The 23,672-nt window shown below is 52.8% G+C and carries 18 protein-coding genes and 1 pseudogene; 6 read left to right on the top strand and 13 right to left on the bottom strand.

Translation table 11 applies throughout. The features are described 5' to 3' along the window. Nucleotides 1–4: 4 nt before the first annotated feature. The 7 genes from carB to hrcA form a co-directional block, all read right to left on the bottom strand. On the bottom strand, nucleotides 5–3,226 hold the full coding sequence (gene carB, locus M0R33_RS07955) for a carbamoyl-phosphate synthase large subunit (protein ID WP_292567585.1): 3,222 nt from the start codon (nucleotides 3,224–3,226) through the stop codon (nucleotides 5–7). 17 nt (nucleotides 3,227–3,243) lie between these two features. Then, nucleotides 3,244–4,389 carry a glutamine-hydrolyzing carbamoyl-phosphate synthase small subunit gene (gene carA / locus M0R33_RS07960; protein ID WP_292567587.1) on the bottom strand — a complete coding sequence of 382 codons (1,146 nt, stop codon included), beginning with the start codon at nucleotides 4,387–4,389 and terminating at the stop codon, nucleotides 3,244–3,246. A 105-nt stretch (nucleotides 4,390–4,494) separates the two neighbouring features. Beyond that, nucleotides 4,495–5,304, bottom strand: a complete 810-nt coding sequence (gene dapB / locus M0R33_RS07965) for a 4-hydroxy-tetrahydrodipicolinate reductase (RefSeq protein WP_292567590.1) — start codon at nucleotides 5,302–5,304, stop codon at nucleotides 4,495–4,497. A 3-nt stretch (nucleotides 5,305–5,307) separates the two neighbouring features. Then, on the bottom strand, nucleotides 5,308–6,450 hold the full coding sequence (dnaJ, locus tag M0R33_RS07970; protein ID WP_292567593.1) for a molecular chaperone DnaJ: 1,143 nt from the start codon (nucleotides 6,448–6,450) through the stop codon (nucleotides 5,308–5,310). Between the two features lie 161 nt (nucleotides 6,451–6,611). Continuing rightward, the gene (dnaK, locus tag M0R33_RS07975; RefSeq protein ID WP_292567596.1) at nucleotides 6,612–8,546 is read right to left on the bottom strand and encodes a molecular chaperone DnaK; all 1,935 of its coding nucleotides are present in this window, start codon (nucleotides 8,544–8,546) and stop codon (nucleotides 6,612–6,614) included. 71 nt (nucleotides 8,547–8,617) lie between these two features. After that, nucleotides 8,618–9,262 carry a nucleotide exchange factor GrpE gene (grpE, locus tag M0R33_RS07980; protein ID WP_292567599.1) on the bottom strand — a complete coding sequence of 215 codons (645 nt, stop codon included), beginning with the start codon at nucleotides 9,260–9,262 and terminating at the stop codon, nucleotides 8,618–8,620. 53 nt (nucleotides 9,263–9,315) lie between these two features. After that, nucleotides 9,316–10,356, bottom strand: coding sequence for a heat-inducible transcriptional repressor HrcA (gene hrcA / locus M0R33_RS07985; protein ID WP_292567601.1), 1,041 nt, complete (start codon nucleotides 10,354–10,356; stop codon nucleotides 9,316–9,318). A 254-nt stretch (nucleotides 10,357–10,610) separates the two neighbouring features. Between hrcA and M0R33_RS07990 the strand changes: the two genes are divergently transcribed. Together M0R33_RS07990 and M0R33_RS07995 are read left to right on the top strand one after the other, a co-directional pair. Then, nucleotides 10,611–11,735: an aminotransferase class V-fold PLP-dependent enzyme gene (locus tag M0R33_RS07990; protein WP_292567604.1), complete on the top strand. Its 1,125-nt coding sequence runs from the start codon at nucleotides 10,611–10,613 to the stop codon at nucleotides 11,733–11,735. A 400-nt stretch (nucleotides 11,736–12,135) separates the two neighbouring features. Continuing rightward, nucleotides 12,136–13,719 carry a winged helix-turn-helix domain-containing protein gene (locus M0R33_RS07995; RefSeq protein ID WP_292567607.1) on the top strand — a complete coding sequence of 528 codons (1,584 nt, stop codon included), beginning with the start codon at nucleotides 12,136–12,138 and terminating at the stop codon, nucleotides 13,717–13,719. Between the two features lie 43 nt (nucleotides 13,720–13,762). Here M0R33_RS07995 and M0R33_RS08000 read toward each other — a convergent pair whose 3' ends face one another. The 4 genes from M0R33_RS08000 to M0R33_RS08015 all read right to left on the bottom strand — a co-directional run bounded on the left by M0R33_RS08000 (nucleotide 13,763) and on the right by M0R33_RS08015 (nucleotide 16,513). Continuing rightward, nucleotides 13,763–14,515: an SDR family oxidoreductase gene (locus M0R33_RS08000; RefSeq protein WP_292567609.1), complete on the bottom strand. Its 753-nt coding sequence runs from the start codon at nucleotides 14,513–14,515 to the stop codon at nucleotides 13,763–13,765. 237 nt (nucleotides 14,516–14,752) lie between these two features. After that, on the bottom strand, nucleotides 14,753–15,208 hold the full coding sequence (locus M0R33_RS08005; protein WP_292567612.1) for a carboxymuconolactone decarboxylase family protein: 456 nt from the start codon (nucleotides 15,206–15,208) through the stop codon (nucleotides 14,753–14,755). A 37-nt stretch (nucleotides 15,209–15,245) separates the two neighbouring features. Next, entirely contained in the window at nucleotides 15,246–15,662 is a 417-nt protein-coding gene (locus M0R33_RS08010) for a cupin domain-containing protein (RefSeq protein ID WP_292567614.1), read from the bottom strand. A gap of 107 nt (nucleotides 15,663–15,769) precedes the next feature. Beyond that, the gene (locus M0R33_RS08015; protein WP_292567616.1) at nucleotides 15,770–16,513 is read right to left on the bottom strand and encodes an SDR family oxidoreductase; all 744 of its coding nucleotides are present in this window, start codon (nucleotides 16,511–16,513) and stop codon (nucleotides 15,770–15,772) included. Nucleotides 16,514–17,116: 603 nt separating this feature from the next. Here M0R33_RS08015 and M0R33_RS08020 point away from each other — a divergent pair. The 3 genes and pseudogenes from M0R33_RS08020 to M0R33_RS08030 all read left to right on the top strand — a co-directional run bounded on the left by M0R33_RS08020 (nucleotide 17,117) and on the right by M0R33_RS08030 (nucleotide 18,328). Next, nucleotides 17,117–17,626: a transposase gene (locus M0R33_RS08020; RefSeq protein WP_292567618.1), complete on the top strand. Its 510-nt coding sequence runs from the start codon at nucleotides 17,117–17,119 to the stop codon at nucleotides 17,624–17,626. Between the two features lie 207 nt (nucleotides 17,627–17,833). Continuing rightward, a pseudogene (locus tag M0R33_RS08025) lies at nucleotides 17,834–18,133 on the top strand (transposase); the annotation flags it as partial. A 69-nt stretch (nucleotides 18,134–18,202) separates the two neighbouring features. Further along, entirely contained in the window at nucleotides 18,203–18,328 is a 126-nt protein-coding gene (locus tag M0R33_RS08030; RefSeq protein ID WP_292567620.1) for a hypothetical protein, read from the top strand. Between the two features lie 338 nt (nucleotides 18,329–18,666). Here the strand turns inward: M0R33_RS08030 and M0R33_RS08035 are convergent, their stop codons facing one another. Next, entirely contained in the window at nucleotides 18,667–20,388 is a 1,722-nt protein-coding gene (locus M0R33_RS08035; protein ID WP_292567622.1) for a lipoxygenase family protein, read from the bottom strand. Between the two features lie 53 nt (nucleotides 20,389–20,441). Beyond that, on the bottom strand, nucleotides 20,442–22,022 hold the full coding sequence (locus M0R33_RS08040) for a peroxidase family protein (protein ID WP_292567624.1): 1,581 nt from the start codon (nucleotides 22,020–22,022) through the stop codon (nucleotides 20,442–20,444). A gap of 774 nt (nucleotides 22,023–22,796) precedes the next feature. On the opposite strand from M0R33_RS08040, the gene M0R33_RS08045 reads away from it, so the two are divergent. Then, nucleotides 22,797–23,594 carry a retropepsin-like aspartic protease gene (locus M0R33_RS08045; RefSeq protein WP_292567626.1) on the top strand — a complete coding sequence of 266 codons (798 nt, stop codon included), beginning with the start codon at nucleotides 22,797–22,799 and terminating at the stop codon, nucleotides 23,592–23,594. The last annotated feature ends 78 nt before the right edge of the window (nucleotides 23,595–23,672 follow it).

Raw genomic sequence — 23,672 nt, forward strand, 5'->3', positions numbered from 1 at the left:
AACATCATCCTTTAAAGGTTTTGTGCAAATCCTGCAAACAATTCACGGAACCCGCGGATAACTCGCCCAGGGCGAAACATGCCGCACGCGCTCCGGCCATGGTGGTGTAATAGGTCACTTTGCGCTGCAAGGCTTCCCTGCGCATGGTAAACGAATCTGCCACGGCTTTGACGCCCTCGGTGGTATTAACGATCAACTGGATCTCGCCGTTTTTGATCATGTCCACCGTATTCGGTCGGCCTTCATTGACCTTAAAAATTTCCTGGCATGGAATGCCGGCCGCCTTCAAGACTTTAGCCGTCCCCCGGGTTGCGACAATTTCATAATTTTTGTCGATCAACATCTTAGCCAAATCGGGTAATTTAGGTTTATCGGCATCGCGAATACTAATCAACACTTTGCCGCTTTGACTCAAGTCGACACCAGCCGCTCTTTGCGATTTAGCAAAAGCCTCGCCAAAGGTTTTACCGACCCCCATTACTTCACCGGTTGACTTCATTTCCGGCCCCAATAAGGAATCGACGCCGGGGAATTTAATGAATGGGAAAACGGCTTCCTTAACTGAAAAATACTCAGGGATACGCTCTTTGGTGATGCCTTGCTGTTTCAGGGTTTTACCGACCATGCAACGGGCGGCGATTTTGGCCAGCGGATAACCGGTGGCTTTAGACACGAATGGTGCGGTACGCGACGCCCTTGGGTTAACCTCCAACACATAAATAGTCTCGCCCTGAATGGCAAATTGGGTATTCATCAAACCGCAGACACCCAACGCTTCGGCCATTTTTGCAACCTGAGCGCGCAATTGATCTTGCAGATGCACAGGCAAATCATAAGGCGGAATTGAACACGCCGAGTCGCCGGAATGTACGCCCGCCTGCTCGATATGCTCCATCAAGCCGCCGATCAGAACAGTTTCGCCGTCGTAAATGGCATCGACGTCCATTTCTACCGCATCATCCAGGAATCTATCCAGCAATACCGGCGAATCGTTGGAGACGCTGACCGCTTCTTTCATGTAGCGACGCAGGCCTTCTTCGTTAAAGACGATTTCCATCGCCCGACCGCCCAACACGTATGAAGGACGCACCACCAGCGGATAACCCAATTCTTTGGCTGAATTGATGGCTTGATCAACAGAACGCGCAGTCGCATTGGGCGGCTGCAACAAGCTCAGGCGCTCCAACAATTTCTGGAAACGTTCTCGATCTTCCGCCAAATCGATAGAATCAGGCGAAGTGCCGATAATCGGCGCACCCGCAGCTTCCAAGGCTCGCGCCAATTTTAACGGCGTTTGCCCGCCGTACTGGACGATAACGCCTTTGGGTTTTTCCAAGTCGATGATTTCCAGTACATCTTCCAGCGTCAACGGTTCGAAATACAACCGATCCGAGGTGTCGAAATCGGTGGAAACGGTTTCCGGGTTACAGTTGACCATGATGGTTTCGTAACCGTCTTCACGCAACGCCAATGCCGCATGCACGCAGCAATAATCAAACTCGATACCCTGCCCGATCCGGTTTGGACCGCCACCGAGAATAATGATTTTTTCTCTATCGGTAGGATTGGCCTCGCATTCCTGCTCGTAAGTCGAATACAGATAAGCGGTGTCCGAGGCAAATTCCGCCGCACAGGAATCGATGCGCTTATAAACCGGACGCACGCCTTGTTTATGGCGGATATTGCGCACTTCCGACTCTTTGGTTTCCAGTAACTTGGCCAAACGTCTGTCGGAAAAACCTTTGCGCTTCAAACGCAACAGTTCGCCTTTTTCCAGGGTTGCCAGGGTTTTGGTGGACAAGGTTTTTTCGGTAGTGACCAAATCCTCAACCTGCGCCAAAAACCACGGATCGATTTTCGAAGCCTGATGAATCTCGTCAAAACTCATACCGCTACGAAACGCATCCGCCAGATACCACAAACGCTCCGGGCCTGGATAACGTAACTCACGCAGAATGCTGTCTTCGCTATTTTCGTCGTCCAGATCGATGATCTCATCCAGGCCGTCGACGCCCACTTCCAGTCCGCGCAAGGCTTTTTGCAGGGACTCTTGAAAAGTCCGGCCGATAGCCATCACTTCGCCAACCGACTTCATCTGGGTAGTCAAGCGGTCATTGGCTTGCGGGAATTTTTCAAAAGCGAAACGCGGCACTTTAGTGACCACGTAATCGATGCTGGGTTCGAAAGAGGCCGGGGTAGTGTCGCCGGTAATCTCATTGCGCAATTCATCCAGCGTATAACCTACCGCCAATTTGGCGGCGACTTTGGCGATCGGGAAACCAGTGGCTTTAGAGGCCAATGCCGAAGAACGCGATACCCGCGGATTCATCTCGATAACGATCAGGCGGCCATTGTCCGGATTCACCGCAAACTGCACGTTGGAACCACCGGTATCGACGCCGATTTCCCGCAACACCGCCAACGAAGCGTTACGCAGGATTTGGTATTCCTTGTCGGTCAGGGTTTGCGCGGGCGCCACGGTAATCGAATCACCGGTATGCACCCCCATCGGATCGAAGTTTTCGATCGAACAGATGATGATGCAGTTGTCCTTGGAATCGCGCACCACCTCCATTTCAAACTCTTTCCAGCCCAAAATCGATTCTTCAATCAACAATTCGCTGGTTGGCGACAAATACAAGCCGCGCTCGCAAATCTCGACGAATTCTTCGCGGTTATAGGCAATACCGCCGCCGCTGCCGCCCATGGTAAACGATGGACGAATAACGGTCGGATAACCGACTTCTTCCTGTGCCGCGAAAGCTTCTTCCATGCTGTGGGCAACTTTGGCCTTGGACACCTCCAAACCAATCCTGCGCATGGCTTGATTGAATAAATCGCGATCTTCGGCTTTATTGATGGCTTCCTTGCTGGCACCGATCATTTCCACGCCGTACTTTTCCAGCACGCCGTGTTTGTCCAGCGCCAAAGCGCAATTCAACGCCGTTTGGCCGCCCATGGTCGGCAAAACCGCATCGGGGCGCTCTTTTTCGATAATTTTTTCCACCGTCTGCCAGTCGATGGGTTCGATATAAATCGCATCGGCCATGTCCGGATCGGTCATGATGGTGGCGGGGTTGGAGTTGACCAGAATCACCCGGTATCCTTCTTCGCGCAAGGCTTTGCAGGCCTGAGTACCTGAGTAATCAAACTCGCAGGCTTGGCCGATTACAATCGGCCCGGCGCCCAGTAGTAAAATCGATTTAATGTCGGTTCTTTTTGGCATAGGACTCTGTATTAAACTTAAGCGGTACGGGACTGATTCGGCTGACTATTCATCAAGGCGATGAAATCGTCGAATAGGGCTTCGACATCATGCGGCCCGGGACTGGCTTCGGGGTGCCCCTGAAAACTGAAAGCAGGGCAATCGGTACGTTCTATCCCTTGCAGGCTGCCGTCGAACAGCGAGTGGTAGGTTGCCCGCAAATTAGCCGGCAAAGAATCGGCGCTGACCGCGAAACCATGATTCTGACTGCTGATCATTACTCGCCCGCTGTCTTTGTGTTGCACCGGATGATTGGCGCCGTGATGGCCGAACTTCATTTTTTCGGTTTTGGCCCCGCTGGCCAAGGCCAGTAATTGATGCCCCAAACAGATACCGAATACCGGAATTTTATGTTCCAAAATGGTTTTGATGGCTTCAATCGCATAGTCGCAAGGTTCGGGATCGCCGGGGCCGTTTGACAAAAACACCCCATCCGGATTCATCGCCAATACTTTTTCCGCCGCTGTCGTTGCCGGCACAACGGTGACCCGGCATCCACGCTTGACCAGCAAGCGCAAAATATTGCGTTTTACGCCGAAATCGTAAGCCACTACATGCTTACTAAAATTAGCCGCTTCGGCATGACCCTCACCCAGCTTCCAGACGCTTTCAAGCCACTCATAAGATCTGCTCGTCGTAACTTCCCGAGCCAAATCCATGCCCTGCAAGCCAGGGAAACCTTCAATCGCACGCTTAGCAACTTCAATGTCGATTCCCTCGCCAGCCACGATACATCCGCGTTGCGCCCCCCCGTCCCGCAATAAGCGGGTCAGTTTGCGGGTATCGATGTCGGCGATGGCCACCACTTTGTTTTCACGCAGATATTCCGGCAAGGTTTTTTCGATACGCCAATTGCTGGCCAACATCGGTAAATCGCGTATCACCAGACCGCTGGCAAATACCGACACCGACTCGTCATCTTCGCTGTTAGTGCCGACATTGCCGATGTGAGGATAGGTTAGCGTGACGATTTGCCGCGCATAAGAAGGATCGCTGAGTATTTCCTGATAGCCGGTGAGCGCCGTATTAAAAACCACTTCCCCCACGGAACAACCATCGACACCGATTGAAATGCCGTGAAACTCCGTACCGTCTTCTAATACCAGTAATGCAGGTTTATTCAAGATTGGCCACCTTAGATGTAGAAAACGGGATGAGCCTGACGACTAATCCCGTTCCAGAGAGATAAAAACTGTAGTGATTTTACGAAATTATGGCAGATAGGTCCATTAACAATTTTTCAAGTCCAGCACATCCTGCATATCGTAAAGCCCGGCGGCCTTGTCCTCCAGCCATATCGCTGCCCTGACCGCCCCATTGGCGAAGGTCATGCGGCTGGTAGCTTTATGGGTGATTTCCACCCGTTCGCCCTCATCGGCAAACATTACCGTGTGCTCGCCAACGATATCGCCTGCCCGTATGGTAGAAAAACCGATAGTTTTACGGTCACGAGCGCCCGTCTCGCCTTCGCGCCCGTAAATCGCACAATCCTTCAGATCGCGACCCAGGGTCGCCGCCACCACTTCGCCCATGCGCAAAGCCGTACCGGACGGCGCATCCACTTTGTGCCGGTGATGAGCTTCGATGACCTCGATATCGGTGTAGTCGCCCATTACTTTGGCCGTCATTTCCAGCAATTTCAGCGAAAGATTAACCCCAACACTAAAATTTGGCGCCATGACGATGGCAATTTGTTTGGCTACTTCGGCAATCCGGGCTTTTTGTTCGTCGGAATAGCCAGTGGTGCCGATGACGATTTTTTTACCGGCCCGTCGGCATATTTCGATATATTCCATCGACGCTTCGGGCCGGGTGAAATCGATCAAAACATCAAATTGATCGACAACAGCCGCCAAGTCGTTGGCCACCGACAATCCCAAGGTTGAGATACCCGCAAGCTCACCGGCATCCTTACCCACCGCCAGACTTTCCGGACGCGACACCGCCACCGTCAGCTTCGCCCGATCGGACAACGCCGCCGCTTTGACCAAACAAACTCCCATCCGACCGGACACGCCGACCAAGGCAATTTTCACCATGACTTATCCCGTCAATTTATCGAAAAAGCTTTTGACGCCGTCTATCCAGCCATGCTCCTGCGGACTGTGCTGTTTACCGCCGCCGCTCAAAGAAGCCTGCAACTGCTCAACCAGGGCCTGCTGTTCCTTGGTCAAGCGCACCGGCGTTTCGATCTGCACCCGGCACAACAGGTCTCCCGTCGGACCACCACGAACAGGCTTGACGCCTTTGCTGCGCAAGCGGAATAACTTGCCGGTCTGAGTTTCGGCCGGAATTTTCAGTTTAACCTTGCCATCCAAAGTCGGTACTTCCAATTCTCCACCCAAACAGGCGGTTGGGAAGCTGATCGGTACTTCACAATACAAATTCGCCCCATCCCGGGTAAAGATTGTGTGATCCTTAACCTGAACCTGTACATATAAATCGCCCGATGGTCCGCCATTTAGGCCGGCCTCGCCTTCGCCCGCCAAGCGAATCCGGTCGCCGGTATCGACGCCGGGCGGCACTTTGACATTGAGGGTTTTGGTTTCCTGTACCCGGCCCTGCCCGTAACATTTCGAACAAGGGTCTTTGATCTGCTTGCCGGTACCATGACAGGTCGGACAGGTTTGCTGCACGGAAAAAAAGCCCTGCTGCATTCTGACCTGGCCGTGGCCATGGCAAGTACTACAAATAACCGGACTACTGCCTTTTTTAGCACCGGAGCCGCTACATTCGGTACAGGCCACCAACACCGGAACTTTAACGACGGCTTCGGTGCCGCCAACCGCTTCTTCCAGGGTTAATTCCAGGTTGTAGCGTAAATCCGAGCCACGCTGTACATTGCTGCGTTGTTGCCGTCCGCCGGCCCCGCCGAAGATATCGCCGAACACATCGCCGAAAATGTCGCTGAAGCTCTCCGCGCCACTGAATCCGCCGCGTCCGCCCATGGACGGATCGACGCCGGCATGGCCGAACTGATCGTATGCCGATCGCTTTTTAGGATCGGACAACACCTCGTATGCTTCCTTGATCAGCTTGAATTTCTTCTCGGCTTCCTCGGGATTATCCTTGTTTCTGTCCGGATGAAATTTCATCGCCATCTTGCGATAGCTTTTCTTGATCTCGGCTTCACTGGCGTTGCGATCAACTTCCAGCAATTTGTAAAAATCTTCTTTTGCGGCCATTTCGTTATGGTTTTGTTATTAATTTTCGTTAGCCAATCCACGCTACCTCGGGATAGAAAAACGCATTTAAGCACCTGAGGCGGAATCGCCCCTCGGCGCGCCACCCATTATGGACTGCGGATAAAATCGGCAAGCGCCGTAAAGACGCTTGCCGTAAGCCCTTATTTGTTGTCGTCCTTGACTTCTTCGAACTCGGCATCGACCACATCGTGATCAGCAGCGGCTTGTTGCTCGCCACCTTCAGCATGCGCTTCGCCTGCTTCAGCTTCCGCGCCGCCTTTTTGCGCATAAATCCGTTCGGCCAGTTTGCCGGACAATTCGGTCAAGGCATTGGTTTTGGCTTCAATGGCGTCTTTGTCATCACCTTTCAACGCACCTTGCAGGTCGCTAATTGCGGATTCAATCGCCGATTTTTCTTCGCCGCTAACTTGGTCGCCCAACTCTTTCAGAGATTTTTCGGTGGCGTGTATCATGCCTTCGGCTGAATTACGCGCGGAAACCAGTTCTTTCAACTTGCGGTCTTCATCGGCATGCAATTCCGCATCTCTGACCATGCGTTCAACTTCGTCGTCGGACAAACCGCTGGAGGCTTTGATAATAATCGATTGCTTTTTACCGGTAGCCTTGTCTTTCGCGGAGACGTTCAAAATACCGTTGGCATCGATATCAAAAGACACTTCGACTTGCGGAATACCTCGTGGCGCCGGTGGAATATCCTGCAAATCGAAACGGCCCAGCGATTTGTTGCCGGAGGCCATTTCCCGCTCGCCTTGCAATACATGTACGGTAACGGCGGTTTGGTTGTCTTCAGCGGTCGAGAACACTTGCGAGGCATTGGTCGGTATGGTGGTGTTTTTCTCGATCAGCTTGGTCATCACGCCGCCCAGGGTTTCGATACCCAAAGACAGTGGCGTAACGTCCAGCAACAATACGTCTTTAACGTCGCCGCCCAATACGCCGGCTTGAATCGCCGCACCCAAGGCTACCGCCTCATCGGGGTTAACGTCTTTACGTGGTTCTTTGCCAAACAATTCTTTCACGAACGCCTGTACTTTCGGCATCCGCGATTGACCGCCCACCAAAATCACATCGTTGATTTTTGCAGTGGAAATACCGGCATCTTTAATCGCTTGCAGGCAAGGACCTTTGGTTCTTTCGATCAATTCGTCGACCAACGACTCCAGTTTGGCACGGGTTAGTTTGACGTTTAAATGTTTTGGACCCGAGGCATCGGCCGTGATGTACGGCAGATTGATGTCGGTTTGCTCGGAAGACGACAACTCGATTTTGGCTTTTTCCGCCGCTTCTTTCAGACGTTGCAAGGCCAATGGGTCATTGTGCAGATCGATACCGCTGTCTTTTTTGAATTCGCCAGCCAGGAAATCGATGATGCGCAAATCGAAATCTTCACCGCCCAGGAAGGTATCGCCGTTGGTGGCCAATACTTCGAACTGGTGCTCGCCTTCGATTTCGGCGATTTCGATGATGGAGATATCAAACGTACCGCCACCCAAGTCATAAACCGCGATGGTGGTGTCACCCTTAGGTTTGTCCATACCGAACGCCAACGCCGCCGCAGTCGGTTCGTTGATAATGCGTTTGACATCCAGACCGGCAATACGGCCGGCATCTTTAGTGGCTTGACGTTGCGAGTCGTTAAAGTAAGCCGGCACGGTGATAACCGCTTCGGTGACTTCTTCACCCAAAAATGCTTCGGCGTCCTTTTTCAGTTTCATCAATACCCGGGAAGACACTTCAGGCGGGGCCATTTTTTTTCCGTGGCATTCCACCCAGGCGTCACCATTATTGGCTTCCATAATTTTGTAAGGCACCATTTTGATGTCTTTTTGTACCGCGTCTTCCTTGAAACGACGGCCTATCAAACGCTTGATGGCGAATAAGGTGTTTTCAGGATTGGTCACTGCCTGACGCTTTGCGGATTGACCTACCAACACTTCGTTGTCGCCGGTAAAGGCGATAATGGATGGGGTGGTACGCGCACCTTCGCTGTTCTCGATAACGCGCGCGGTACCGTTTTCCAGTACAGCTACGCAAGAGTTGGTGGTACCCAAATCGATGCCGATCATTTTAGCCATTGAATTTCTCCAGACTTGAATTAGTTATTAAATAAGAATTTGTGTGGGATATGCGGTTGATAGTTTTAATTTCAAGCCTGCTCATCAATTTTTGCATTATCGGCCGGTTTGTCTTCGGCTTTGGCGACTACCACCATGGCCGGACGCAACAAACGACCGTTTAATACATAACCTTTTTGAAACACGGTAATGACGTGGTTCGGCGCCACCGTGGCGCTCGGCTGCATGACCATGGCCTGATGCAGTTCGGGGTTGAACGGCTGTCCGGTAGGATCGACGGTTTCTATATTGAATTTGGCGAATACGGTTTCGAACTGCTTCATGGTCAATTCGCTGCCTTCTCGCAGTTTCACCACTTCCGGACTGTCGCCGGTAGCGGCTTGAATGCCCAGCTCCAAACTATCCAGCACGCTGAGTAATTCCTTGGCAAACTTGGCCAAACCGTATTTACGCTCGTCTTCCAGATCTTTTTGCACCCGTTTTTTCAGATTTTCCATTTCCGCCAAGGTACGGATGGCCTTATCCAAATTGTCGGCAGCCTGCTTTTGTGCTTCTTCCAATTGTTTCTGCAGAACCTCGACACTAATCTCTTCATTGGCGGGAGCAGTTTCCGCTGCTTCTGCTTGCTCAGCCAAGGCCTCGTTGGTTTGATCAAGCACTTCAGCGATTAAATCACTATCGGTTTGCTGTTCGTGGCTTGATTGCTGATGACTCATAGTTCACTCCAAAGGTTGTGATATTTTTTAATTGCCTATAACGATAGGGGCGTTTATTTGCTATTCAAGGCCGCGCCCAATAATTTTGCGGTGACATCAACGAAGGGAATCACCTTTTCATAAGCCATACGGGTCGGGCCGATCACACCCAACACGCCGACCACTTCATCGTTGATGGAATACGAAGAAGTCACCAGACTGCAATGATCGAAGGCCCGATAACCGGATTCTTCGCCGATAAAAATCTGTACGCCTTCAGCCAGCAGGCACTGATCCAGCAGATGAATCACCCCGCGTTTTTGGCTGAAAGCTTCGAATAACTGCTTCAAACGTTCCATGTCGGATAATTCCGAAAAACCCATTAAATTGGTTTCGCCACTCAGCACATAATCGTCCTTGGGCTGCTGGGCGAAGGTTAGCTGCGCCATATTGACCGCATCTATCATGCCCTGATTGACCTGCCTACGATCCTGATCCATCTCTTTTAAGATCAAATCCCTGATCTTGGCCAGACTGCGTCCGGCAAACACCGAATTCAGATAATTGGCGGCTTGCTGCAATTCCGCCGGGCTATATAACCGGTCGGTGTGAATGATCTTGTTATGCACTTCCTGGCCGTCGGTGACAAATATCACCAACACCCGGGTATTGGACATCGGCAAAAATTCGATATGCCGCAGCGTCACGGTTTCCCGGCGCGGCAGGGTCACCACGCCGGCCATTTTGGTCACGTCCGAAAGCAGGCGGGACGCCTTGTTCAGTACGTCGCCGGGCCCGTCGTATTCTGTCAGCAAACTATTTTGCAGCTGATCCAGTTCGCTGGATTCCAAAGGTTTGACCGTCAACAGACTGTTGACAAACAACCGGTAGCCGCTGACGGTTGGCACCCTGCCGGCCGAGGTATGCGGTGAATGGATCAAGCCCATGTCCTCCAAGTCGGCCATCACATTGCGAATGGTGGCCGGACTGAGCTTTAGATTGGGATCTTTCGACAATACCCGCGATCCCACGGGCTGACCGTCGTGAATATAACGCTCCACCAGTGTTTTCAATAAATAGAGCGATCTTTCGTTTAAATCCTGATTGCTTGCCACACCATCACCCAAAGTCGACTGTTAGCACTCTAAATACGAGAGTGCCAGAGAAAACTATCAGCTGGACATACCCTTGTCAACTGAGTGTTGCTTGGCCGCTAAATTCCTAAACCAACAGCATCGACCGCTATCCAGTTGTTTCGCCCAACATCTTCGCGGATAATCCAAGGCCAATCACAAAACCAAACCTTAAATTGGCTAACCGGCAATACCTGGCAATCCGCTTTCCTTCATACACCCATGCGCTCATACCTATGAAACATCCGGAATTCCCACTCACCGACCAGCTGATTTATCTCAACCACGCCGCCGTCGCACCCTGGCCCAAACGTACCAGCGATACAGTCATTGCCTTTGCCGAACAAAACAGCCGCTTCGGCTCGCATTTTTATTTGGACTGGCTGAAGAAAGAAGCCGAATTGCGCCGGCAACTGCAAACCTTGCTCAATGCCGCCTCCTCTGAGGATATAGCTCTGGTGAAAAACACCTCGGAAGCCTTGTCTTTTGTAGCCTATGGCCTACCCTGGCAGTCCGGCGACAATATCGTTTCCAGCAATGAAGAATTTCCATCCAACCGCTTGCCCTGGCAATCGCTAGCCGACCAGGGCGTGGAATTCCGTCAGGCCGATCTCGGCGGCACGGATACGCCGGAAGATGCCTTGTTTGCGTTGGTAGACGACCGCACCCGCCTGCTCACCATCAGCTCGATCCAGTTTGCATCCGGCTTGCGCATGGACTTGCCCCGCATCGGTGAATTTTGCAAACAGCGCGGCATTCTGTTTTGCGTGGACGCCATTCAAAGCCTGGGCGCGGTGCAATTCGACGCCCAGGCCTGTCAGGCCGACTTTGTAATGGCTGACGGCCACAAGTGGATGTTCGGGCCGGAAGGCCTGGGAGTGTTTTACAGCACGGCCGAAGCCAGAGCACAACTCATGCTGACTCAATACGGTTGGCACATGATGAAGGATATCCATAATTACGAAAATGTACCCTGGGAAATTCACCCCGGCGCCCGCCGCTTCGAATGCGGCAGTCCCAATATGCTGGGTATCCAAGCGCTATCCGCCAGCTTGTCGTTGCTGTTGGAAACCGGCATGGAGACTGTCGAGGCAAAGGTAATCGAGCGCAGCGATTATTTAAAAGCCGCCATTGCCGATCATCCGCAACTGGTTTTATTGTCCAACCGGCAAAGCCCGCTTAAATCGGGTATCGTGGTGTTCAAACATCAAAGTCACGACAATCAGGCTCTGTATCAACATTTGCAACAAAACGGCGTGGTATGCGCGTTGCGCGGCGGCGGCATCCGTTTTTCGCCACATTTTTATAACAGTTTTACGGAACTCGATCGAGCATTGAAACTTGCGGTCGCTCTAATCTAAAGCGATGGCGGCGAAAAACCGAGAAGAAAACATTCACCGGTATTCAAAGCCAAAGTAGCGTTGTCAACCCTGGCAGCTGATAAAACTCTGGCTCGGCTCAATCAGGAATCTGAAGCTCATCAGAATGGTAATCCCCCATTTTTAACCGCTCTCAAAATCGGCATCGTCCTGTACGTCAGGGTATTCATCCCGGAGTTATCGGGAAACCGGTCGCGGCACCGCTCGTTGTGTCAATCGACCTTCGTGCCGTTAAAGTTCAATAAAATCAAGATAGTTATGAAATATAATACGGTATACTTGCCATCATCAATCCCTTAGCGACATGACATAACCACGCCCGGCTTCAGATAATGGTCCGGCAACCAAAGCTATGTTCCCGCACCAAATGAGGAGCGCCAAAGTGCATTTTGCATTTGAAGACTACTTGCTCGATCCCGTTCGGCGGGAGTTGACCGGGGCAACAGGCGGGATTATTGTTGGCCCGCAAGTCTTTGATCTCTTGATTTACCTGGTGGAAAACCGCGAACGCGTGGTCAGCAAGGATGACATGCTTGATGCGGTTTGGTGTGGACGGATCGTTTCGGAATCAACCCTGACCAGTCACATTAACGCAGCGCGCAAGGCGATTGGGGATAATGGTCGGGATCAGCGCCTAATCCGAACGGTTGCGCGCAAAGGATTTCGATTCGTCGGCGAAGTCAAGGAAACAGCATCGGCGGCGGACATGAGTTCAGTAAAGGTTGATTTGACAAAATCGACTGAGTCCCTTCTTAGCGCGCCGGTCCTTCCCGAAAAACCTGCCATTGCCGTCTTGCCGTTCCTTAATTTGAGCGGCGATTTCGCGCAGGCGTATTTTGCGGACGGCGTGGTGGAGGATATCATCACGGCCTTGTCGCGCATGCGCTGGCTGTATGTCATTGCGCGCAACTCCAGCTTCACCTATAAGGGCCTCGCCGTGGACATGAGGCAGGTGGGTCGCGAACTGGGCGTGCGCTATGTGCTGGAAGGCAGCGTCCGAAAATCTGCAAACCGTGTACGCATCACCGGCAAGCTGATCGATGCAGCGACCGGAAGGAATCTCTGGGCGGAGCGTTTCGAGAGCACGCTTGACGACATCTTCGATCTCCAGGATCAGGTCGCCGCCAGCGTAGTAGGCGCTATCGTGCCGCAGGTCGAACATGCCGAGATTGAACGCGCCAAGCGGAAACCCACTGAAAACCTCGACGCCTACGACTATTATCTGCGCGGCGTGGCGAACGTACACAAAGGAAGCAAGAACGCGATTGACGAAGCGCTCTTGCTATTTTCGAAGGCGATAGAGCTTGATCCGAATTACGCTTCCGCTTATGCGATGGCGGCATGGTGTCATTTCTGGCACAAAATCAACGGTTGGATGAAGGACCCTGTGCGGGAAATTGCCGAAGGCACTCGCTTGGCCCACCAAGCCGTGGAATTAGGTAAGAACGATGCCGTCGCGCTCACCCGAAGTGGCCATGCGCTTGGGCATCTGAGTGGAGACCTCGATGCCGGTATTGCATTGTTGGATAGAGCGCTGGTACTCAACCCGAACCTGGCTGCAGCCTGGTTCCTGGGCGGATTTCTGCGAGTCTGGCATGGTGAGCCCGACAGCGCCATTGAACATTTCGAGCACGCCATGCGTTTGAGCCCACTTGATCCCGAAATATACCGAATGCAGGCCGGATTGGCGGCAGCGCACCTGTTCGCCGGGCGCTTCAATATCGCTTCGTCATGGGCAGAGAAGGCCTTCACGGATTTGCCCACATTCCTGATGGTGGTCGCCATCATCGCGGCCAGCCATGCGTTGGCCGGGCGAATGGACGAAGCGCGGCGAGCCATGCGCCATTTGCGCCGGCTCGATGCTTCGTTGCGTATCGCCAATCTGAAAGACTGGCTGCCGATACATCGACCGCAAGATTTCGCCACGCTCGCAGACGGCCTGCGAAGAGCAGGATTACCGGAATAAATAAAGGCCGGAAAACACGCTCGGGCGGACTTGCACGATCGGCCTAGGCCAGACCCAGGCCGCCATCGACCGCAATGACTTGGCCCGTTACCCATGTGGAAGCCGGATCGGCCAGCGAGACGATCCAGCGGGCCACTTCATCCGGATTGCCGCGCCGCTTGAGCGGGATGCGTTCGCGTTCCTGCTCCTTGATGACTGCAGCCCGTTCCGGTGTGAGCCCCATCATGCCCGTTAACGCGGCCGATTCAGTCGGACCGGCCGCGATAGCATTGACGCGGACACCATGGGGAGCCAGCTCCAGCGCCCAGCAGCGAGTGAGATGCTCCAATGCCGACTTGCTGGCGGCGTAATGAGAGAGTCCGGCTGCCGGCTTGTGGCCGAATGTGCTCGAGATATTGATGATCGTTCCTTTCGTCGCCATCAGATAAGGGAGCGCAGCCCTTGCAAGAAGACTCGGACCCAGCACGTTCACGGCGAGGATGTGTGCGATTCGATCGGCGGTGGCTTCGGCCAGCGGGAGCATGGCACCCGCGCCGGCGTTGTTCACCAGCACATCGAGGCGGCCCCATGAATCGATGGCCCGTGCAACGGTGCGCACGGCATCGTCGGGCAAAGCGGCATCCGCAACCAGGCCAATAAGGTTGGGGTGGGCTGCGGCGGCGGCCTCGATCGGCGCCACGCGGCGACCCGTGATAATCGTCTTTGCCCCCTGTCTGGCAAAGGTCAATGCCGCGGCGCGGCCGATGCCTGAGCTTCCGCCCGTAACAATGACGACCTTATCGTTCAATCTAGACATGACATTTCCTCATTACATCATGGATGGCCATTAAGTTGCCGAAGGCCAGTCCGGCCCGTCCAATCCGGACGGACCCTTATTGTCGGATCGCTGGCAGGTAAGGATAGCCGCAGGGCCTCGCCGAGTCGCGCATCCTGGTCGAACGATTCCGCTGCCGGGCCGTTCGCTCGGTCACGCCGGTTTCGTGGCAATTCGGCAGGCCGAGGGCCTGTTCTTCCCGCGACCATTATCCTCCTCTCACGCCGCTCGCTTGCGGTCCGCCGGATGCTGCAGGCGAAAGCCGATCGCCAGCCTGTTCCAGGCATTAATCATGGCTATACCAATGGAAAGGGCGATGAGCTCGTCTTCGGAAAAGGTGCTTTTCGCCTCTTCGTAGACGGCATCCGCGGCGTGGCTCTCTGCGATTCGGGTGAGCGACTCAGCCCAACCGAGAGCCGTGCGTTCGCGTTCCGAATAGAGCTCGGATTCGCGCCAGGCGCTCAGGAGCATCAGCCTGACCTCGTCCTCCCCCTGTTTGAGCGCGTCTTGCCGATGCATATGCAGGCAATGCGCGCAGCCATTGATCTGGGATACCCGCACCTTGACGAGTTCGAGCAGCTTGGGGTCGAATTGTTTTGAAATCCAGGTTTCGGCGGCAATGAGGCTGTCGATACCCTCGTTCTTTTGGGCAAAAATGTTCAGTCGCTGAGTCATGTTGATCTCCTTGGTTTCCGATCGGGATACGTTGTGGTCATTTAGAAAAGGTCGTCAGCGCTTTTTCGTCGGTATCGACAACGAACACGGCGAGCAGGCGCGCAGGCTGGCTAGCGCTTGCATTCTCACTGACACTGTGACGGTCGCCGGGATGCTCTGAGAAACTTTCGCCGGCACGGTAGGTAGTGACCGGCCAGTCGTGGACTTGGCTCCGGATCGCGCCTTGCAGAACCGTCGCATAGATGAATGCGGAGTTCGGGTGGGTATGCGCGGGCGATGTGCCGCCGGGGGCATACTCGACCAGCACGCCACGCATACTCTTGCCGGGCACGTTCGGGAGCTCGTGGTCGTAGACCATCGTCACTTTCGACCTGTCGTCCGAGGCATCGGCGGCGGGTACTGCACTCATATGGGTTGCCGCAAGCATCGCGGCAGTAAGTAATCTTGCAATCATGGTTCATCTCCTGTTATGGATGGGTGAAAGAACAAAGCCATGGTCGTGGTCCGTCTGGTTGACGGTCGCCACGGCGTCTTATCCCAGTTTAAAGTGCCGAAACGACATCATTGATTGTGTAACCATGCTTCGAAGCGGGTTGAGCCGATGCGTGGCCCGTCGCCCGGAGTGAGCGATTGATCGTTCAACTCAGTACCGAAATAGCGGGCGTTGACATCGGCGATCACTCGACGGTTGTCATTGGTGGCGTCGAGATATTGTTGCGCAAATGCGTCCAAGGGAAATCGGTCCGGACCGGCGACTTCGACCATACCATTTATGGGTAGCCCAACCGCAAGATCGGCAAGCGCGGCGGCGACATCATCCGCTGCAATCGGTTGAAACAACGCAGGCGATAAATAAATCGTGTCACCATCGACGGCAGACTGAATGATACTTTTGGCAAACTCGAAGAACTGCGTCGAGCGAAGAATGGTGTACGGAATCTTTGAAGTCTTGACCAGTTTTTCCTGGGCCAGCTTGGCGCGGAAATAGCCACTATCCAGTAGCCGCTCGGTGCCTACGACTGAAAGGGCCAAGTGATGCCCGACGCCGGCGGCCTCCTCCGCGGCGAGTAGATTGCGACCGGAAATCTCGAAGAACTCCAACACGGCCTTGTCCTCAAACGAAGGCGCGTTGGCCACGTCGACGACGACTTGAGTGCCGACAAGAACCTCGGCCAGTCCTTCCCGAGTAATAGTGTTGACGCCCGTATTGGGTGACGCCGCTACAACCTCATGTCCTTTCTGGCGAAGTCTGTAAACAAGCTTTGTTCCGATGAGACCGGTGCCTCCAATAATAACTATCTTCATATCTATATCCTCATTGTGATACCGACCGCGCCCATCGCAATCGGTGAGCTAAGGTTACTGGATGGTTGGATAGAAGACCTTGCGAGGACCTTGAATTACTCTTGAAATTTCCTCTAGCTTTTGTCCAAAAGGAGGATACACGCAGATGGCCGGCTCGAACGGATTCAAGCCTTATGTAATGGTCAACAAAACCCGGGCACTTGATTAGGATTGTGTCGTTGCATACAGCTAAAATCAGGACTCTTCAAATTGTTCGAGATCAGCAGTTGGTTGTCTGCGGTGGCTATGATCGTTGCTTAAAAGCATGGTCACCTTCGGATGGAAAACCGGTTGCAACGTTCCTAATTGACGCGGCGGTGCTGGCCGCCGCTTCAGACCGGACGGGGAAGATCACTATTGCAGACGATGCGTTCGGCTGCGCCCATTTTCTCCGTTTAGAGAACCGGAGTTGACTTTCGGCACTGGCAATTCACCTCGTCGTGGAGTCATTTCATCTTCTGAACTCACATAGTCCATTTTGATAAACCCAACAGTACTTAGAGTCTACTCAGCAAATACAACTCATTGATATCAGTACTTATTTGATGATATTTTCTATAATTAATGCACAAAAAACAGGCCTTTGACTTCAAAAACCGTGCACCTATGATTCAAACCATCAGCTCAAAACAACTGACGATAGCCGAATTCGACTGGCCCTTTGAAACGGTCTTGGATAAAAACAATCGCTGGGTCAAGCTGAGCGAATGCATCCCTTGGGATGAACTGGCTGAAAGCTATTATCAAGGCCTGTCGGCTGATCGAGGCCGGCCTTTGAAAGACGCGCGACTGGTGATAGGCGCCGTGATCATCAAACACAAGCTGTGCCTGTCGGATGTAGAAACCGTGCTCCAGATCCAGAAAAACCCGTACCTGCAATATTTCGTAGGGTTGCCTGGTTATCAGGCGGCGGCACCGTTTGCACCATCGTTATTGGTCGAAATCCGCAAGCACCGGCTGACGCGGCTCAGCGTTCCGAGCCTGATATCGGCCCAATCGAGGAAAAGCCCAGTGACTCCCCGGAAACGGCCTCTGAGCCGGAAGCCACGAAGCCTGCGCATCGCGGCCAATTGATTTTAGATGCCACCGTGGTGGAACAAGCCATCCGGTTTCCCACCGACTTGAGTTTGTTGAACGAAGCACGTGAATTCAGTGAACACATCATCGACACCCTGTGTGCCGATCTGAAGGTTGTCAATAAACCCAGAACCTACCGCCGGAAAGCCGCTCGGGCGCCCCAAATAAGTCACCGACGCCAATCGCGAACAGGTCAAGCAAGCCAAGGCGCAACGCAGACAGGACTATTTGCAACGCATTCCCATCGAGGGCAAATTCGGCCAAGGCAAAAAGGGTTACCGGCTCAACTACATCCGGGCCAAGCGTGCCAACACCTCATTCGCCTGGATCAATGCCATTTTCCTGGTCATGAATCTGTTGATCCTGGAAAGGATCTTTTTTGTCCTCAGCAAAGGCCATCTTGCTGGTTTGATGCAGGCAATTGCACATGTATGGGAACAATGGGTTTTAACACCGCGCGCTCAGCCCCGCTTAGCCCGCCGACTTGGACATGTTTATGGCTGATTTACTGAGCAAACTCTATTTACGAGCGATTTTAAAAAATCGTAAGGTTAGGTATTTTTAATACAACTTATGACATTATCCGCCGCAAAAACAATCGACGCGAGTGGAGCCATTCTGCTAACAGGCGTTTGGGCGATAGACGGTTTCGTCGTGCTGAGGCAACTGGAAAAAGCCGCGGCGGAGCTGCAAAGCTAGACTACGATACCAAACGGCGAAAGGCTGCGGTGCTGCGGTGCTGAGTGGCGAAATTCGGCGAAATCGGTTAGGGCGCCGGTCTCTCGAAGGAGAATACCTCCTATCGGCGGGAGTGACGTTGCGCAACACCGGAGGTGGCGATTCTAGAATCGTTTGGGAAAACCGGCCGCCGGATTTCATGGTGCGGCAGGTTCGTGTTCGATGCGGAGGCCACGGCAGTTCACGTGGGACGGCGGCCAAGCGCGGGGGTAACCGGCGCCGCAAAACTTTCCGGACAAGGGGAAAATGGCGTCGATTAACTTCCACTCCAGATCATTCAAGCGCCGGCGTTCTATCCCTCAGACGGTAACGCCGTTGGGGATTTCGCTGGGTTTCAGGCGTTGATAAGCGACCGGCCGGCTGGCGTTTGCCTGATCGATTTGTGTTTCTATCCGTTCCAACTCACTCTGGAATCGCTCGATGACCGCATGCGCTTCGGGGTCGAAGCGGTTTAGGTCGTATTGGCCTATGCGGTTGACGCGAAAATTGGTTTGAAAAAACGTCCAGGTCTGCGACAGGGCGGCGCGAAACGCCGGTTGGATCTTGAATAAATCCGTTTCGGTCCACGGCGCCGCTTTTCCGTCGGGCGGCGGAATATAAGCCGCATACGGCATGTTCGGAACGAAGCCGGCGTATTCATATTGCTTGAAGTGAATGCAGGAATGATAGGCCGTGCAGAGAAAAATGAAGTGGCCTAGGGTTCCGGCCAATGCTTGCTTGGAGCCGAATTCGTTCGGGAAACCCGGTATCCTGCCGCGGTCCTGAGCCGTGATGTCGTTCGCCCAGGCTTGTAGTTCACGGTCGCCGGACACATCCGCATCGCTTTGGTAATAGAGATCGACATAGTCTTTCGCAAAGACTTGAATGGCGTTCCACAACAGCATGCCGTCGTCGCGGAACGGGTAAAACAATTCCGGATTATCGACCTCACGCCTAGCGATGTCGTTCGGAAAGGCCGTGTCGGCGAAATTGAAGCTGGTCATGCCTTCGGCCATGCATTGGGTGGTGGCTTCATAGTCGCCTGCGAACAATTCGCCAAAGCGGCCCGGCCGGCCTTTTCGGTCTCTTAGGAAAGTATGCTGGTGGTTGACGATCAAGGTGTATTGCAAATGCGGACGCAACAGCACATACAGCGGGTGAGAACGGTACAATTGCCGATGGGAGGCCATGATGATTGCTTCCATGACGTAATGGATGCGGGTCGCGTGGGTATGTAGGATGTGGTGGTTGCCGTCGGCAATTTGCGCGAAGGTTTTGGCCGCCAGCCACAGTTCGCCGTCGTTGGGGGCATAAACCGGATTGTCCGGCCTGCCGTCTTGGTATAGCTGGATCGCGATCGGTTTCAGCATGCCATCGGCTTGCTGAAACAGGACCACGATCGGCGTCGTAACGTATTGTTTACGCCCTCCGTCTATGTTTCCCGGGTTCTGTTGCAACACTTGCAAAGCCGCATAATCCAGTAAATAAACCCGTTTTTGTTTGACGGCGGCCGTATAGTTTATTTCGTCAACCTGCTCCGCAAAAATTCGCTGAATCTCCTTCTTTGGCAGCGCTTCCGGTAGCGGTTGGCGGCTGGATACGGCCCGCAATGCGACCGGATTGACGCCGATGACGCGTTGTAGCCCGAATTGCAGATCGTCTTGAAAACGGTCGATCAGGGTTTGGTTGGGTGGCGGGCTAAACGGGTAAAAAATGTAATCCCGGTAATTTCGCAGCGGCAGGCCCAACAAATAGCGCAGGTATTGATATGCCAGGCACGGCAGGCTGGGGATCAATTGCGCCAGATTCGCAACCAGCCGGTATAGGTAGCGCAGCCTGGGTATTTCCCGCCAAGATAACTTACGCAGCACCGCGATGGTATCGGCATATTCATAGGCATATTCGTAGATGGCTTGCATGCGCTCCAGGTAAATGCGACGTTTTTCCCGTGTTGCTATGTTATCTTCTTGCTGTGGCAGTTTGTTTTTCATACCTCCCCCCTTGTTGGTCGGTTTTTCGCCCGGCAACGATAAGCGATTCATGTTGTACGCGGCGCCGGACTGCGGTTCGATTCAGGCTGCGACTGACATCCAAGTCACTCGATATATTGAAAGCTGGCAATGACATTGTCAGGATCTTTCACGTTGCGTTTAACGATATCGGCGAGGCCACCGGTTGCATCGATGACGGAAAGTCCGACTTTGGAGAACGTGTTTTGGTTTTGGATATGGACCGACATCAGCGGATTGGTTAGTGCGTGGGTGAAGGCGTCGTAGCCCACCATTCTGGCCATCAGCCGTCCCAACATGAAACTCGCATCCGGTTTCTCCGCAAATATGCCGACATGCCATTCCAGGTCGTCGATATTGCCGTTATAAAGTTGCTTCAATTCCTGTTGCAGATCAGTGTCATCGGTCAACTCCTCGAAGCTATTTAAACGGGGCATGCTGAAGGCTTCCCGATAGTCGTTGAAGGAGCGGAGCTTGGCCTGGCGTGCCATGTCGACGGTGCGTGCCATCACGCTGCGTTTGTCATCGCCGAGCGGAAACGGCTCGAAGAAGAAACGGTGGGTGTTGTGAAGGCCGATCCGCCCAGCTTTTTGCTTGGACGCCGCCGTGATCAAAGGGCCAAGCCCATATTCGGTCACCAAGGGCGGATTACTGCGAAATTCATCCAGCGCGTAACGTTTATCGCCAACCGCAAAATGTTCAGGCACCAAGGAGTGCCAGCGGTAAAGCAGGTTGAATTCCAACGCGATCCAATTGGTTCGATACCAATTCTGTTTTTCCGCCATACCCGGCGTCGGGTCCAGCGTAAATCCAATACCGGAAAACTGTCTGATGTAGTCTTGTAACACCACTTTTATCAGCAGGACTATCATGGTGTTTCTGGCGGTTTGGAACAAACGTTCGTCGTCCCATTCCGGGTAGGCCGCCGTCAGCAAATCGCATATCCGGTTGTGCTCGCGCAGCATGATGGTGTTCAAAATCGAATAGCCGATCGCCGAATTACCATGTTCCAAGCCGACCGCGAACATGCGTTTCAGGCGTTCTTCCGGCACGTCGTTGAAGATAAATTCCAAGGCATAACGCGGGTGCAGATTCTCGAATGCCGGTTCGGCGAACACCCAATTCTCGCGCGTGGTTTTCTCGACATCAAATAAATAGGGCGGATAAACTTCGCCGTCGATGAGCTGATACTTCAACTTGCCGCCTTCCTTCAAGCGCAGAATGTCGGTCAGCTCTTCGCGCAGGCCATAAATCTGACACAGGTCGATTTCGTGATTGGAAGTGTTTTTGCGGCGATCGAGCAGATTAGTCCTCAGAAAACTATCGGTGAACCATTGCGCGAAAAAAGCAAACAGCAGACTGGTGTTGCTCGAGGGTATTTCTATATTCTCTTTTCTACGCCACAGATCGACCACCTTGTCCGCACTGGGTAGATTATCGTTAGGCTCGGCTTCGGGAAGATGTCGCCCGGTAAAGCGCCTATCCGTTAAGGATTGCCATGTCGTGTAGGATGAGGCCATGGAAAACGGACGCGGCCTCGGCGGAGCGGAATATGCGATCTTATTGATGTAGAAATCGCTGATCAATCGCCGGACCCAGGTGATCCGCGATATAAATCCTATTATCCCCGGAAAGCGGATTAAAAGACCGAATAAGAAGTCACTCATGATTTCACCTCCGCTATTTTGCAGAATGCATGGTTACTTTCCGTGAAGGATAAGTGAATCCATAGATGAAAGGCATCCAAAAACCGGACGCCAATGTTACGAAGCATTCGACAGCGTTTTATTATAGACGCATTCGCGAGCCTTCACGGCGGCGGTTGTGCAATCCAAAATCAGGAAGTGGAAACGAATCGCCTAACCGCCATTAGCCATTACTGTATTCGAAAATCGAGCAGAATACTTACAGGTCAATAACTTACGAACGGAAAGTATCAATCGCACATCGATTTGTCAATGCTTAAATATCTGCAAACATGAAAGTATTTTTCATTTTTAAGATAATCAATTTAGCTGATCCCCTGCGCGAGTAGTAGACAGCCGACAACCAGCGACTTTCAAAGCCCGGTAGAATTTGAAGCCAACTTTAAACAAACACTTGCTTGTTGATCCGGTCGCTATTCCGGCGCGGATCAAAACCGATAGCCAAAAATTTGCCTCGGCGGCGCATTTGTCCGTTCCCGTCAGCCGCACATGCACGAAATATATCCAAGCGCCCTACGATTAATGTTGCCTAAAACCGAAAAGGTGTTAACAAGAATACCCAGAAATAGATCGGAAAGGTCGGTATGCAAGGCAAAAGCTAGCCCGGCTTTCACCACGCTAAAAGAATAACCTAGGAAACGTAGAGTACTTGTGCAACACTTCTCACCCGGACTACGCTTCATCGACGATAATCGGCGCGCATTAGGGCGAACGTTACAACCTTGAGGAGGCAAAATGGGCATACAGGATCGAGACTATTACTGGGAAAGGCATAAGGAAGCGGCTAAATCAAACAACGGCGACTTCGATGGGTTGCTCAATCGAAAGCCAAGCCGTTATCAGAAACCCGCCAAAAAGAGTTCCGGTAACCTTAGGTACCTTTTGACGCCGGCGCTGATGTTATTCGGGCTATGGCATGGTGCGGACAGACTCTTAAAGTTCAAAGCCACTCAACAGCCGGCCTTACCCACCATTGCAATTCCGGCTGTACCCGAAACCATTCAGGCAATTTCCGGGGGCATCGAAATAAAAGCGGATCGGCAAGGGCACTTCCGAGGTACGGTGATAATCAATAACGTACCCATGCCATTTTTGATCGATACCGGCGCTACTATAACCTCAATCCCCGCCAATTTAGCCTATGCCGCTCGGCTACCTATTGGTGCGCAGATCAACTCGAACACAGCAGGTGGCAAGGTAATTGACCGACTCACCCAAATAAACAGTCTGAAAATCGGCAATGCGGAAATCAGGAACCTTGATGCAGCCATCAACCAACATCTGGACGAGGTTTTGATCGGCATGAATACCTTAAAGTATTTCAACATGAGCCAAAGCGGCAATACCCTGACGCTGGTTGCCAACGGTTCAACGCCACAACAAATCGTGCCAGCCCCTACCCCAAGCAGAGCAAATACAATGACAGCAGAACAACCGCTTATACAACCTACGCTCAAGCGGCCAACGACGATCAAAAAAACGGTGACTTGTGATGCCAAGCAAGTTTGCACCACAAAATACAGTGACCGTTAGCAATGGCTAAGCAATTTTCATTCGAAGCCGAAAAGCTTTGGCGAGCCATTTCCAAATCACATCAAGCAGCGATCTTAA

This window comes from Methylomonas sp. (genome assembly GCF_023228165.1).
In the GTDB taxonomy this organism is placed as follows: Bacteria; Pseudomonadota; Gammaproteobacteria; order Methylococcales; family Methylomonadaceae; genus Methylomonas.